Source organism: Cohnella massiliensis (assembly GCF_900169535.1).
In the GTDB taxonomy this organism is placed as follows: domain Bacteria; phylum Bacillota; class Bacilli; order Paenibacillales; family Paenibacillaceae; genus Cohnella; species Cohnella algarum.
This window is the reverse complement of the sequence record NZ_LT821259.1, coordinates 2,819,464-2,832,334: the sequence shown is the minus strand read 5'-3', so window position 1 is coordinate 2,832,334 and position 12,871 is coordinate 2,819,464. Positions and strand designations below refer to the sequence as shown.

The window sequence follows — 12,871 nt, the reverse complement described above, 5'->3', positions numbered from 1 at the left end:
CGGTGCCGAGCAGGCGCTGTTCCCGCAAGGAATGAGCCGGCATCCGCGGGCGAAAGCTTCGGAACGGAAAGGAGTAAGAATATGGCCAAAAGATCGTATATGGCGCCGATCGTCGTCATTTTGCTGACGGTCATGGGGATATTGCTCGTGCTGCTGTATTCCCGGGTCCTGCTGGACGACCAAAGCCGCAAAACCGAGCAGGGAAAACGACTGGCATCCAATTATACGTATTGTCAGTATTATTCTTCGCTGTTGCAGGAAGGCGCGGAGGCGATGCTCGCCGCGGCCGAGCCGTGGGAGAGGCTGCCGGCGGCCCAATCGTTCGGCAAGCTGACGGTCGTCGGGGCGGAATGCTCCCCCGCGCTAATCCAGTCCGGAACGCTCTCCGGGCAGGATCAGGCCGCGGCAACGGATGCGGTGACCGTCCCGATTCAAAAAATAAACGAAACGGCCGCTTCCATAGGCGGCCACGACGGCCCGCTTGCCGAAGCCGAAACGACGATGCTGCGGCGTCTAGCCGAAGCGGGAGCGAAGCTCGAAGAGACGCTGGCGTCTTATTCCGTCCCGACGAAGGACGCGAGCTTTCGGCTGATGGCTTCGGGAGCCGATTGGACCGAACCGGCGCAGGAAGCGGCGAAGCAGTTGAAGGAGCTGGCGGATTCCTTGCCTTGACGAAACGGAGGGGTCGCAAGCCGCACGCCGAAAGGCTGACCGCGCCGGCATTTCCCGGCGGATTCCGGGTTCGGGGCCGGCGGGGCGGCATGCCTTCCGCCAGGTTGGACGAGCCCCCGGTTTTTCATGTATGATAGTACCATATCCCGTCTTGCATGGAGGTTGTACATACCCATGGATTGCCTTTTTTGTAAAATCGTCGAAGGCACGATTCCTTCCGCCAAAGTGTACGAGGACGAGCACGTGCTCGCCTTTCGGGACATTCAGCCTCAAGCGCCCGTTCATACGCTGATCATTCCCAAAAAGCACATCCCGACGATGAACGACGCTGCGCCGGAAGACATGGAGCTGCTCGGCCGGATCTTGCTCGCCGCCCAGACGGTCGCTCGCGACGCCGGGCTGGCGGACGACGGGTATCGCTTGATCAACAATTGCGGCCGCGACGCCGGACAAGTCGTCTATCATCTTCATTTTCATGTGCTGGGCGGGGAGAAACTCGGTCCGCTTAACGTGAAGGAGCAGCCGGACCGCTGACCCGACGGGACTTGCGGGCGGAAGTTGACACCCCCTTTCTTCATCACCTATAATGAAGTTTGATAACCGTGTGTTGGGGTCTGTTCCGGAGGGAGGGAAAACTGGTGTCCGAAACTAAAGTACGTAAAAATGAAACACTCGACGCTGCACTCCGCCGTTTCAAGCGTTCCATCGCAAAAGACGGCGTTCTCGCGGAACTGAAAAAACGCAAGCACTACGAGAAACCGAGCGTCAAGCGGAAGAAGAAATCCGAAGCCGCCCGTAAACGCAAGTTCTAGGAGGAATCCGCACCATGAGTCTCGCGGAACGTTTGAACGAAGACATGAAGCAGGCGATGAAGAGCCAGGACAAGTTCCGGCTTTCTACAATTCGAATGGTTCGTGCGTCGATCAAGAATCAGGAGATCGAATTGGGTCGCCCGCTTGAAGATAACGAAGTGCTCGAAATTTTGGGCCGCGAAGTCAAGCAGCGCAAAGATTCCCTCCAGGAATTTCTCAAAGCGGGCCGGGACGATTTGTCCACGAACTTGACTGCAGAAATTGATATTATTTCCCAATACCTTCCCGAGCAACTAAACGAAGAAGAAATTAAGGCTATCGTTACGCAGACCATACAAGAGACCGGTGCTTCTTCCAAGGCGGACTTAGGGAAACTGATGGGCGCTTTGATGCCCAAGGTAAAGGGACGTGCGGACGGCAAACAGGTCAACCAAATCGTTCAGCAGTTTCTGCAATGATTTCTCGCAAACAACAGGCACTCCCGAGCAGGGGGTGCTTTTTGCGTTTTTTAGCCTGTTCCCGTGCATCTCGGGAATTTCCGCGTTTTCGGAGCGTTTTTTTGCCGGATGGCCGAAATTGACCGAAATTTGTCGAAAATGAAACGTTTTCGGGCTTTTTGCGTAAACGACTAGTGTGAAGCAGAAGCTATAGAGGGTGTTTTGCGGGAGCGTCTGCGACAATCGGCGAAAGGGAGGAATGCGATTGGCTCGCTCGAAAACGATGAACGATTTGCAGAGTGCGCGAAGCGGCGGGAAGAGGTGGGCTTTGTCGCTGCTGATGGCGGTCGTTGCCGTCCTGGGATTCGCTTTGCCGTTCGCCGCGGCGAACGGCGCGGAGAGCGGAGAGTCTTCCGGCTCGGGCTCCGGGAGCGTTTATGTCATTCCGGTCAAAAACACGGTGGAAAGCGGCCTGGCTTCGTTTCTCGATCGGGCTTTGACCGAAGCGGAGGAAGCGGAAGCGTCGCTCGTCGTGTTGAAAATCGATACGCCCGGAGGCGAATTGCTCAGCGCCGAGGAAATCGGCATCCGGATACGCGATGCGAAAATCCCGACGCTGGCTTACGTCGAAGGGAATGCGGCGTCGGCCGGGGCGTACATCGCTTTGTCCGCGGACCGGATCGTAATGGCCCCCGGATCGGCGATCGGCGCGGCCATGCTGGTAAACGCGAGCGGGCAAGCGGTGGAAAGCCCGAAAGAAGTTTCGTTTTGGAGCAGCAAGATGCGATCGGCCGCCGAAACGAACGGACGGAACGGGGAAATCGCCATCGGGATGGTCAACCCGGATCTGACCGTCGAAATGGAAGAAATCGGCCGCACGAAGGAGAAAGGAGAAATCATCTCCTTGTCGGCGGAGGAAGCCCTTAAAGTCGGTTTCGCGGACGCGGTGGCCGGATCCGTGGACGAAGCCATATCGTGGTCCGGGTTGAACAATTGGTCGACGGTCGAGATCAATCCGACCGCCGCCGAGCGTCTGGCCAGCTGGCTGACCGGCATTTCGACGCTGCTTCTCATCATCGGCATCGCGGGAATCGTCATCGAAATGATCGTGCCCGGCTTCGGAGTGCCGGGAATCGCCGGCATCGTGGCGTTCGGCCTTTTTTTCTTCGGCCAATATATCGCGGGCTTCGCGGGAATGGAATCGATCGTGTTCTTTATTCTCGGCATCGTGCTGCTCGTTCTGGAGATGTTCGTGCCGAGCTTCGGTTTGCTGGGGCTGCTCGGCGCGGCCGGCGTCATCGCCGGCATCGTCATCGGCGCCTACGACACCGGCGACGCGTTGACTTCGCTGGGCATCGCGGCGGGGGTGGCGCTGGTCGTCATCGCGATTTTCGTTTACATTTTCCGCAAGCGCGGGATATGGAACCGGTTCATTTTGAAAGAGAGCCTGACGACGGAACAAGGATTCGTGCCGAACGGAAACCGGACGGCGTGGATCGGAAAAGAAGGCGTTACGCTATCGCCGCTCCGGCCGGCGGGAGCCGCCGAGGTGGACGGACAGCGAATCGATGTGGTAAGCTTGGGCCAATTCATCGAGGCCGGACGCCGCATTCGGGTGACGGCGGCGGACGGAACGCGAATCGTCGTAACCGAAATCGAATAAGCTCGTTAACAGGCTCGTGGCATCGCCGGTTTTGAACTCACTTTTTTTGGAGGGATTGTATGGAACTCGATATTCAACTGTTGGTGATCATCGCGGTCGTCGTTATCGCCCTGGTCGTGTTTTTCAGCTTTTTCCCGTTCATGCTCTGGATTTCGGCGCTCGCGTCCGGCGTTCGGATCAGCATCATTACGCTCGTCGCGATGCGCCTGCGCCGGGTCGTTCCGAGCCGGATCGTCAATCCGCTCATCAAGGCGACGAAGGCCGGCCTCGGCTTGTCGATCAACCAGCTCGAAAGCCACTTTCTGGCCGGCGGCAACGTCGACCGGGTCGTCAACGCGCTGATCGCGGCGCAGCGGGCGAACATCCCGCTCGAATTCGAGCGCGCCGCCGCGATCGATTTGGCCGGACGCGACGTGCTGCAAGCCGTGCAAATGAGCGTCAACCCGCGGGTGATCGAAACGCCGTTCGTTTCGGCGGTTGCCAAGGACGGCATCGAAGTCAGGGTTAAAGCCCGCGTGACGGTTCGCGCCAACATCGATCGGCTCGTCGGGGGCGCCGGCGAGGAAACGATCATCGCGCGCGTCGGGGAAGGCATCGTCAGCACGAACGGTTCTTCCGCTTCCCACAAAGAAGTGCTCGAAAATCCGGACCTGATTTCCAAAACCGTGCTCAGCAAAGGGCTTGATGCCGGCACCGCATTCGAGATCCTGTCGATCGACATCGCGGACGTCGATATCGGGAAAAACATCGGCGCCCATCTGCAAACCGAACAAGCGGAAGCCGACAAGCGCATCGCGCAGGCGAAGGCCGAGGAACGCCGCGCGATGGCCGTCGCCCAGGAGCAGGAGATGACCGCGCGCGTCGTCGAGATGAAGGCGAAAGTCGTCGAGGCCGAATCCGAGGTGCCGCTCGCCATGGCGGAGGCGCTGCGCAGCGGCAAGCTCGGCGTGATGGATTATATGAATTTGAAAAACATCGAAGCCGATACGCACATGCGAGACTCGATCGGCAAATTCGACGATTCCCGAAACGACGGAAATGAAGGGCGCTGATCGCCATGGATCGGCTGATCGACTTCGTTTTCAACAATATTCATTTCATCGTGATCGTCGTCGGGATCATTTACGCGATGTTTTTCCGGAAATCGCCGCTCGAGAAAAATCCGCCGGGCCGGATGCCCGATTTCGGCGGCGGGAGCGGGCGTCCGCGGCAGATGCAGCCGCCCCGGCCGCGTCCTCAGCCGCAGCAGCCGCCTAGGCAAGCGCGCGAGGAGACGGCCGGGCACCGGCCGCCGCCTGCGCCGCCGCTCGAGCGGGCGCCTGCGGCTGTCCCGGCCGAGCCGCCGCGGCAGCCGGCGGCGTTTCCGGCGGCTTCCGAGGCGCCTCGCGCGCCGGAGCGGCAAGCCGAGCCCGCCGCGATAAGCGACGCGCTGCCCGCGAAGGAAGTCCTTCGCGACCGGCCGGCCGCCGCCGCGCTAAAAGCCGCCGCGAGCGCTTCCATGTCACAGCGGCAAGAGGGCGTCCCGGGAAACAGGCCGGAGCTGTCGCGCGAAGAGCTCAAACGCGCGATCGTCTGGTCGGAAATACTCGGCCAGCCCCGATCGCGAAAAGCTTATCGCCGCTGATCCCGATGGAGGCACTCACGCGAAAAAGGCGGCGCAGAGGAGAAGATCCCCTGCGCCGCCTTTATTCGCGTCTAGGGATAGTGCCAGGGGCGATGCGATTGCGGGATACAGGAATCCTGCATTTTTACAGTACCGCACCCGGCTGCCTTTGCGCTATCGTTAGGATGCGAGCGTCCGCCGAAATTCGATTGAATCGAATTCAGGCAGGTCATTTTGCCCGAAAGGTTCGGGTCTAAGAAGGAAGCTTTCATCATTTTCATTGGCGGGCGCAGGCCCGGATAGGAGAGGGTATGGATATGATTCCGGCTTTTCATCGGATGCGCGCCGCGATTTTGGCGGTAAAGGAGCGGCCGGGGGATCTGGCCGGCGGTCCGCTTTCGCAGGCCGATCGCCAGGCGCTGCGGCAAGCGCCTCATCTGGCCGGTTTGTTGGCCGAAATTCGCGAGGAAGCGGGGCGGGCGAAAACGGAGCCCATTCCGGCATTGCCGTTTGCCCGATTCGGCAAGTTCCACGCGGAGGGTACGCGCAAGGAGTTCGAAACGCCCTATTTCGAGCGGAGGGGGCGGCTGCTGGCGCTGACGCTTAAGCTGCTGCTTGACGAGGACTCCGCCTGCGTCGAGCCGCTTGAAGAGCTGATCTGGGAAATTTGCGGCGAGTACAGCTGGGCGGTGCCGGCGCATTTGGCCTACGAACGGGACGAGACGGGCGGTTGTCCGCTGCCGTCGCCGTTCATGGTCGATCTGTTCGCCGCCGAGACGGCGCACGCGCTGGCCGAGACGCTGTATCTGATCGGTGACCGGCTCCATCCCTGGATTCGCGAACGGATCCGGCAGGAAACGGAAAAGCGGATTTTTCGTCCGGTATTCGAAAGCGAAAGCTACTTTTTCTGGTTTTCCATGACCAACAACTGGTCGGCCGTCTGCGGCGGGGCGGTCGGCATGGCGGCGCTGCTGCTGATCGACGACAAGGAACGGCTGGCCGCGATGCAGGATCGGGTCGCGACCGCGATGGAAAGCTTTCTCACCGGCTACGGGGAGGACGGCTGCTGTCCGGAGGGGCTCGGCTATTGGAATTACGGCTTCGGCTATTTCGTCTATTGGGCGGAAATGCTGTACGCCTACACCGGCGGTGCCGTCGATGTCCTGAACGGCGAAAAAATCCGGCGAATCGCCGAATTTCCCGGCGCTGTCGTTCTAACGGCCCCGACCTGCGTCAACTATTCGGATTGCAGTCCGGTTTACGTCTCCCACACGGGATTGGCCAGCAGGCTCAGCGCCCGTCTCGGCATCGCCGCCCCGGAAATGAAGGACGTGCCGTCCTTTCATTCGGATCATTGTTACCGTTGGCCGCACCAGGTCCGCAACCTGCTGTGGACGCGTCCCGGCTGCATGGGCCGGGAGGGCGGCGTCGGAACCTTTTATTTTCCCAGCACGGAATGGCTGGTCGACAAACGGCGGACCTCGCGCGGACTTTTCGCTTTTTCCGCCAAGGGCGGGCATAACGGAGAACCCCACAATCATAACGACCTTGGGCATTTTCTGGTCCATGCGGCGGGAGAAACGCTGCTGGTCGATCTCGGCCCCGGCGTCTATACGCGGGATTATTTCGGCCCCGGCCGGTATCGTTATTTGCACAACGCTTCGTCCGGACACTCCGTGCCGGTCATAGGCGGCTGCGAGCAGGAGGCGGGGGAAGCGTTTCGCGCCGTTGTCGTCCGCAGGGAAACGGAAGGAGAGCCCGGAGAAGAGGAGGAAAAGACGATATTCGAGCTGGATTTGACCCAAGCTTACGGCGCGGAAGCAAAGCTCGAAGCGTTTCGCCGAACGTTCGTCTGGGAATGCCGGGAAGCGGAGCGTACGGCCAGCCTGACGCTGACGGATTCGTTTTTGTTTGCGAACGGGGCGGAGGAAACGGATCGCCGCGTGACGGAACATTTCATCAGTTACGCGGAACCCGCCGTTTCCGACGGAACGATCGTCTGGAAGGGCGAACGGGGAATCGTCGCCATGCAGTTCGAGCCGGCCTTGCTGCGGCCCGAGATCGAAGTTCTGGAGACGCGCCGGCATGATGCGAGCCCGGTCCGCGTGTACCGGACGGCGTTGCGCGGAGAAAGGCTGCCGCTATCGTTCGCATGCCGATTTACGATGGTTTGCTGCGCGCTGACGTAACGGAAGGCCGGCGCTCCCCGCGTGATTGCAGGAAAGTCCGCGAATGCCGCGGACTTTTTTTTGCATATAGAAAGTTTAAGTTCTTCACCGTACGAAATCGTTTTGTTGAGAATGAGGGGACAAGGAGGGGGGCCGCCCAAGCGGTATGAAGGCGGAGGGAGCCTATGTTGGATTTTGTCCAATCAAGAGAGCGGATAACGGGGAAGCCGGGGTCTAGAGTGGATTTTATCCAACGAAGAACATGGAATTCGGGTGAAAACACGAAAAAAGCCGTGCCCGATTGGACAAAATCCAACGAAGCCGAAATGTTTCGCGAAAAAGCCGATTTTGGTTGGATAAAATCCATCCAAGATTCGCCGAGCCCTTCGTCATCCCTTCTTCATGTTTGGCGCAATGATGGTTTTCCTATCGACCGTGGAGTTTGGAGAAAGCTTCGGAACGCGGCACAAGCTTTTTTGGAACATCAGGAATCGCCCTCCGATGGCTAACGGAGCAAGAGTTCGTGATTTTGCCGGATCGCCCGTTTTCGAATGGCAACGTCCTTTATCGTCCGCTTCATAAAAGGCGGCTCCCTCGCATATGTTGTACCGAACGGGAGGGGGGGCGCTCCATGCCACGAGTCGGGCGCAAGCTGCGCAGATGGACCGCTCGCATCCTGGACCTGCCTCAGGATGTCGTTCTCAACTTGCCGAGAGTGACGATGATCGGCGGGCTGCAGCTTACGGTGGAAAATCATCGCGGCGTCCTCCATTTCTCACCTGGTTCGCTTCGTTTGGCCATGGAGCGGGGGGAGCTGGAGATCACCGGAAACGACCTGGTCATTCGGGCCATCGGGACCGAGGAAGTGTTCGTGGAAGGGACGATTACCGGCATTCTGCTGCGGTCCGGGACGGGCTCCGGTTCGAATCCTTCGGGTTAATCGACAAACGCAAACGCCCGGGAACGGCCGCGAACGGCTTTTTCCGGGCGGCAGCTTGCTCCCGTTTGCCTAGATGGGACAAGCATAGAGGGGGATGATCGGCGATGAAGGGAAGCTGGATCCATAACTTGCGGGGGAACGTCAAAATCGAGCTGGCCGGCGGCGACGCCGAGCGGTTTCTTAACGAGGCGACGGCATCCGGGCTGCAGCTGTGGGATATCGCGTATACGAAAGACGGGAGGCTGGCTTGTCGGGTCGCCGTTCCCGATTTTTTTCGCTTGAAGCCGCTTTTGAAAAGCAGCGGATGCCGCACGCGGATCGTTCAGCGGCGCGGCGTGCCGTTTCAAATGGCAAGGCTGTCGCGGCGCAAAACGTTTGCCGTCGGCATGGCGGGCTTCGTCGCCGCCCTGTTCGTTTTGTCCGCCCTCGTGTGGGACGTGCAGGTGGAAGGAAACGGAACGATCGCGGAGGAGACGGTGCTCGAAGCTGCGCGCCAGGAAGGGCTGCATCCTTTACAGTGGTCGTTTCGGCTCAAAGACTCCTCCGAGCTTGCCAAGCGCCTGGCGAGCCGGCTGCCGGATGCGGCCTGGGTCGGCGTGGACAAGGTCGGGACCAAGGTGTCGATCACGATCGTCGAATCCGCCAAGCCGGAGAAAAAAGAGCCCGAAAGTCCGCGCGATCTCGTCGCCTCTGCCGATGCGGTCATCACGAAAATCGTCGCCGAAAACGGGCGCCCGAAGGTGAAGGCGAACGAGCGCGTGCGCAAAGGGGACGTGCTCATTTCCGGCATTCTCGGCGAAGGCGAACGGACGAAGGCGGTCGTGTCGAAAGGCGAAGTACGAGGCCTCGTGTGGCACGAATATAAAATCGTTTCCCCGCTGGAACGCCAAGCGAAGACGCTGACCGGCGAGTACCGCGACCGCTCGTACATCGTCATCGGCAATCGGGCGCTGCAAATTTCCGGTTACGGCCTGCCTTCTTTCGACAGTTCCGTGACGGTCGGGGAGCTGAGACGGGTGGAGATCGGAAACTGGGCGCTGCCGTTGGGCAAACTGACGGAGAGGGAAAAGGAAACGGGTCTCGTCGCGGAAAAGCTGACGCCGGAACAGGCGAAGGAAGCGGGACTCGCGCAGGCAAGGGAGCAAGCGCTTGCCGCAGCCGGCCGGGGGGCGGTCATCAAGGCGGAAAAACTTTTGCATGAACATACGGACAATGGTAAAGTGGTGTTGAATGTACTTTTTGAAATCGAACAATCGATCGCGCTCGAACGTCCAATCATTCAAACGCCGAACTGAGAGGGAATGAGGCTTTTTGTCGGAAAAGAACCAAGTGATCGCAATTCCTCTCCGCAACATGTCGGAGGGCTTCGCGCTATTCGGTCCGCAGGATAAGTTTTTGCGCCTGATTCAGGAAGAGACCCGGGCGGTCATCCACTCCCGGGAGGCGGAAATCGTGCTGGAAGGCGAGCCGGACGAGGCCCGTACGCTGCAGCAGCTGTTCGAAACGCTGCTCGAGCTGATCCGCAGCGGCCTGCAAATCGGAGAGAGGGACGTGCGGTATGCCCTCGATCTTGCCAAAGCGGGGAAGGCGGACGAATTGCTCTCCTTGTTCAAGGGAGAGATCGCCTTGACGTTCCGCGGCAAGCCGATCGTGCCGAAGACGCTCGGACAGCGGCATTACGTCACGATGATCCGCAAAAAGGACATCGTGTTCGGCATCGGACCGGCCGGAACGGGCAAAACGTACCTCGCGGTCGTATCGGCCGTAGCCGCGCTCAAGCAAGGGCGCGTCAAACGGATTTTGCTCACCCGTCCGGCGGTCGAAGCGGGGGAAAATCTCGGCTTCCTTCCCGGCGATCTGCAGGAGAAGGTGGACCCGTATTTGCGCCCGCTGTACGACGCGCTCAACGACGTGCTCGGGCCGGAAGGCGTGGCGAAGGCGCTCGAACGCGGCTTGATCGAAATCGCCCCGCTCGCCTATATGCGCGGACGCACGCTCGACGATTCGTTCGTCATCCTGGACGAAGCGCAAAATACGACGCCCGAACAGATGAAAATGTTTTTGACGCGGCTCGGCTTCGGTTCCCGGATGGTCATTACGGGCGACGCCACGCAGATCGACTTGCCCAAAGGCAAAAAATCCGGCCTGATCGAAGCGCAGCGCATTTTGGCGGGCATCGACGATATCGCCATCGTCTTTTTTTCGGAGCAGGACGTCGTGCGCCACGCGCTTGTCCAGAAGATCATTGCGGCCTACAACAAGGAACAAGAACAGCAGCAACAATAAACGCCGTAAAGGAGGGAACGCCGGATGAACCGGAAACGAAGCGGCCCGGCGGGAGAAACGCTATCCTTCTATACGTCGGGCTGGAAGCACAGCGGAGCAGTGCGCGCCATTTTGCTGCTCGCGTTTGTGTTGCTTTTTTATTTCAGCTTATCCTCGCGGCTCGTGCCGGAAACGTACGATATTACGCTCGGGGCCAGAAGCGAGCACGACATCAAGGCTCCCTATCAGGAAGTGGATCAGAACGCGACGCTCCGGGCACAGGAAGAAGCCGCCGAAAAAGTCGGCTCCGTCTACACGACCGTCGCGATTCACAACGAGACCCTGCTCGACGAAATTTTGCTCCGGATCGACCAATTGAACCAGGACGACCAGGTAACGACGGATAACAAGGTGGAAATTTACCGCGGGGAAATTCCGGGCCGGCTCGATCAATACATCGAGCAGTTCACGCGGAACAATACGGGGACGGCGTATTCGGAAAGCCTGCTCGCGGAAATGAAGCGGGTCGTCGAAATCCAGGTGTACATCATCCCGGAAGAAACGTACTACAAGCTGCCCAGGCTGACCAGCGAGCAAATCTCCGAAATGCGCGTCGTCGGCCGGGAAATCGTGCGCAAGCTGACGGCAGAATCGCTGCGGGACGCGGAGACGGCCCGCGCCCAGGTGGCGGAGATGATCAATACGAGCACGCTCGAGCAGCGGACGCAGCGGGAGACGCTGCAGGAGCTGGCGCGTTTCGTTATAACCGCCAACCGGTTTTACGACCAGGAAGCGACGGAAAGCGCCAAGGCGGAAGCGAGGCAAAACACGCCGCAAGTCGTCATCAAGCAAGGCGACGTGATCGTCAAGGCGGGCACGGTCATTACCGAGGAGCTGTACGATCGCCTGGACAGCATGGGGCTGCTGAAGGAGCAGCGGACGTATTGGCCTCAGCTCGGCGTGCTTCTGCTTTCCTTGCTGTTCGTGCTGGCGATTTACGGCTATGTGGAGCTGACCGCTGCTTCCGCCTCGCCTTCCGCGCCGTCGCTCAAGCGAACGAATACGCATTGGCTCATGCTGCTGCTCATTTTCGCGCTGAACTTGCTGCTCATGCATCTGGTGGCGCTGGCGCGCAGCGACGACTGGCCCTACGTCGGCTATCTGGCCCCCGTCGCCCTCGGCACGATGCTCGTCACGCTGCTGCTCGACATGCATTTGGGCCTCGTCAGCGCCCTGATGTTCACGGTCATTTCCAGCATCATCATGAACGTCGGCAGCGGGGATGTTTTCGATTTCCGTTACGGGTTCGTGGCAGCGGTCGTTTCGTTCACGTCGGTGCTGGCGATTCACCGGGCCAGCCAACGGTCGTCGATATTGAAGGCGGGCATCATGGTCAGCCTGTTCGGCTCGATCGCGGTCTTCGCGCTCATGCTCGTCGAATCGAATCCCGACCGGCTGCTGCTGATCCAATCGGTCGGCTTCATGTTTGCCAGCGGCCTGCTGACCGCCGTCCTGGTCATCGGGCTGATGCCGTTTTTCGAAATGACGTTCGGCATTTTGTCCGCGCTCAAGCTGGTCGAACTGTCCAATCCGAACCATCCGCTGCTCCGCAAGCTGCTTACCGAAACGCCGGGCACGTACCATCACAGCCTGATGGTCGGCAACTTGTCGGAGGCGGCGGCCGAAGCGGTCGGCGCGAACGGGCTGTTGTGCCGGGTCGGCTCGTTTTATCACGACGTCGGCAAAACGAAAAGACCGTCCTATTTTATCGAAAATCAAAACGGAGGCGTCAATCCGCACGACAAGCTCGACCCGAAGGTGAGCGCCTCCATCATAATCGCGCACGCTCGCGACGGCGCCGAAATGCTCAAGCAGCACAAGCTGCCCAAGCCGATTCGCGACATCGCGGAGCAGCATCACGGCACGAGCTTTTTGAAGTTTTTCTACTACAAGGCGGTCAAGCAGGCGGAGGAACAGGGCACGGAGAACCAGTGGACGGAAGACGATTTTCGGTATCCGGGTCCGAAAGCGCAATCGAAGGAGGCGGCGATCGTCGGCATCGCGGACAGCGTCGAGGCGGCGGTGCGCTCGCTGAACCATCCGACGGTCGAGCAAGTCGAAACGCTGATCCGCAAAATTATCAAGGACCGGCTGGACGACGACCAATTCAACGAATGCGATCTGACGCTGAAGGAAATGGACAAAATCGCCGAAACGCTCAAAGAAACGGTCATCGGCATGTTCCATTCGCGGATCGAGTATCCGGACGACAAAGCGCTTAAAAATCGCAAGGAAGCAAAGGAGTAAGCGG

Annotated in this window: 13 protein-coding genes; all 13 read left to right on the top strand. The window is 59.6% G+C overall.

Going from position 1 to position 12,871, the window contains the following annotated elements:
• Positions 1-81: 81 nt before the first annotated feature.
• The 13 genes from B7E11_RS27025 to B7E11_RS26965 all read left to right on the top strand — a co-directional run bounded on the left by B7E11_RS27025 (position 82) and on the right by B7E11_RS26965 (position 12,867).
• Positions 82-672: a hypothetical protein gene (locus B7E11_RS27025; RefSeq protein WP_080840536.1), complete on the top strand. Its 591-nt coding sequence runs from the start codon at positions 82-84 to the stop codon at positions 670-672.
• 174 nt (positions 673-846) lie between these two features.
• Positions 847-1,206: a histidine triad nucleotide-binding protein gene (locus tag B7E11_RS27020; protein ID WP_080840535.1), complete on the top strand. Its 360-nt coding sequence runs from the start codon at positions 847-849 to the stop codon at positions 1,204-1,206.
• A gap of 104 nt (positions 1,207-1,310) precedes the next feature.
• Positions 1,311-1,484, top strand: coding sequence for a 30S ribosomal protein S21 (rpsU, locus tag B7E11_RS27015; protein ID WP_080840534.1), 174 nt, complete (start codon positions 1,311-1,313; stop codon positions 1,482-1,484).
• A 14-nt stretch (positions 1,485-1,498) separates the two neighbouring features.
• Positions 1,499-1,942 carry a GatB/YqeY domain-containing protein gene (locus tag B7E11_RS27010; RefSeq protein ID WP_080840533.1) on the top strand — a complete coding sequence of 148 codons (444 nt, stop codon included), beginning with the start codon at positions 1,499-1,501 and terminating at the stop codon, positions 1,940-1,942.
• Positions 1,943-2,186: 244 nt separating this feature from the next.
• Positions 2,187-3,584 carry an NfeD family protein gene (locus B7E11_RS27005; RefSeq protein ID WP_245809831.1) on the top strand — a complete coding sequence of 466 codons (1,398 nt, stop codon included), beginning with the start codon at positions 2,187-2,189 and terminating at the stop codon, positions 3,582-3,584.
• Positions 3,585-3,643: 59 nt separating this feature from the next.
• On the top strand, positions 3,644-4,636 hold the full coding sequence (gene floA, locus B7E11_RS27000) for a flotillin-like protein FloA (protein ID WP_080840532.1): 993 nt from the start codon (positions 3,644-3,646) through the stop codon (positions 4,634-4,636).
• Between the two features lie 5 nt (positions 4,637-4,641).
• Positions 4,642-5,208, top strand: coding sequence for a hypothetical protein (locus B7E11_RS26995; RefSeq protein ID WP_080840531.1), 567 nt, complete (start codon positions 4,642-4,644; stop codon positions 5,206-5,208).
• A gap of 296 nt (positions 5,209-5,504) precedes the next feature.
• Complete coding sequence (locus tag B7E11_RS26990; RefSeq protein ID WP_176220915.1) at positions 5,505-7,376, top strand: heparinase II/III domain-containing protein; 1,872 nt, start codon at positions 5,505-5,507, stop codon at positions 7,374-7,376.
• A gap of 164 nt (positions 7,377-7,540) precedes the next feature.
• Complete coding sequence (locus B7E11_RS26985; protein ID WP_080840529.1) at positions 7,541-7,864, top strand: hypothetical protein; 324 nt, start codon at positions 7,541-7,543, stop codon at positions 7,862-7,864.
• Positions 7,865-7,986: 122 nt separating this feature from the next.
• Entirely contained in the window at positions 7,987-8,295 is a 309-nt protein-coding gene (gene yqfC, locus B7E11_RS26980) for a sporulation protein YqfC (RefSeq protein WP_080840528.1), read from the top strand.
• 104 nt (positions 8,296-8,399) lie between these two features.
• Positions 8,400-9,590, top strand: a complete 1,191-nt coding sequence (gene yqfD / locus B7E11_RS26975) for a sporulation protein YqfD (RefSeq protein ID WP_080840527.1) — start codon at positions 8,400-8,402, stop codon at positions 9,588-9,590.
• 58 nt (positions 9,591-9,648) lie between these two features.
• Positions 9,649-10,581 carry a PhoH family protein gene (locus tag B7E11_RS26970; RefSeq protein WP_080841050.1) on the top strand — a complete coding sequence of 311 codons (933 nt, stop codon included), beginning with the start codon at positions 9,649-9,651 and terminating at the stop codon, positions 10,579-10,581.
• Positions 10,582-10,605: 24 nt separating this feature from the next.
• Positions 10,606-12,867, top strand: a complete 2,262-nt coding sequence (locus tag B7E11_RS26965; protein ID WP_080840526.1) for an HD family phosphohydrolase — start codon at positions 10,606-10,608, stop codon at positions 12,865-12,867.
• Positions 12,868-12,871: the final 4 nt, after the last annotated feature.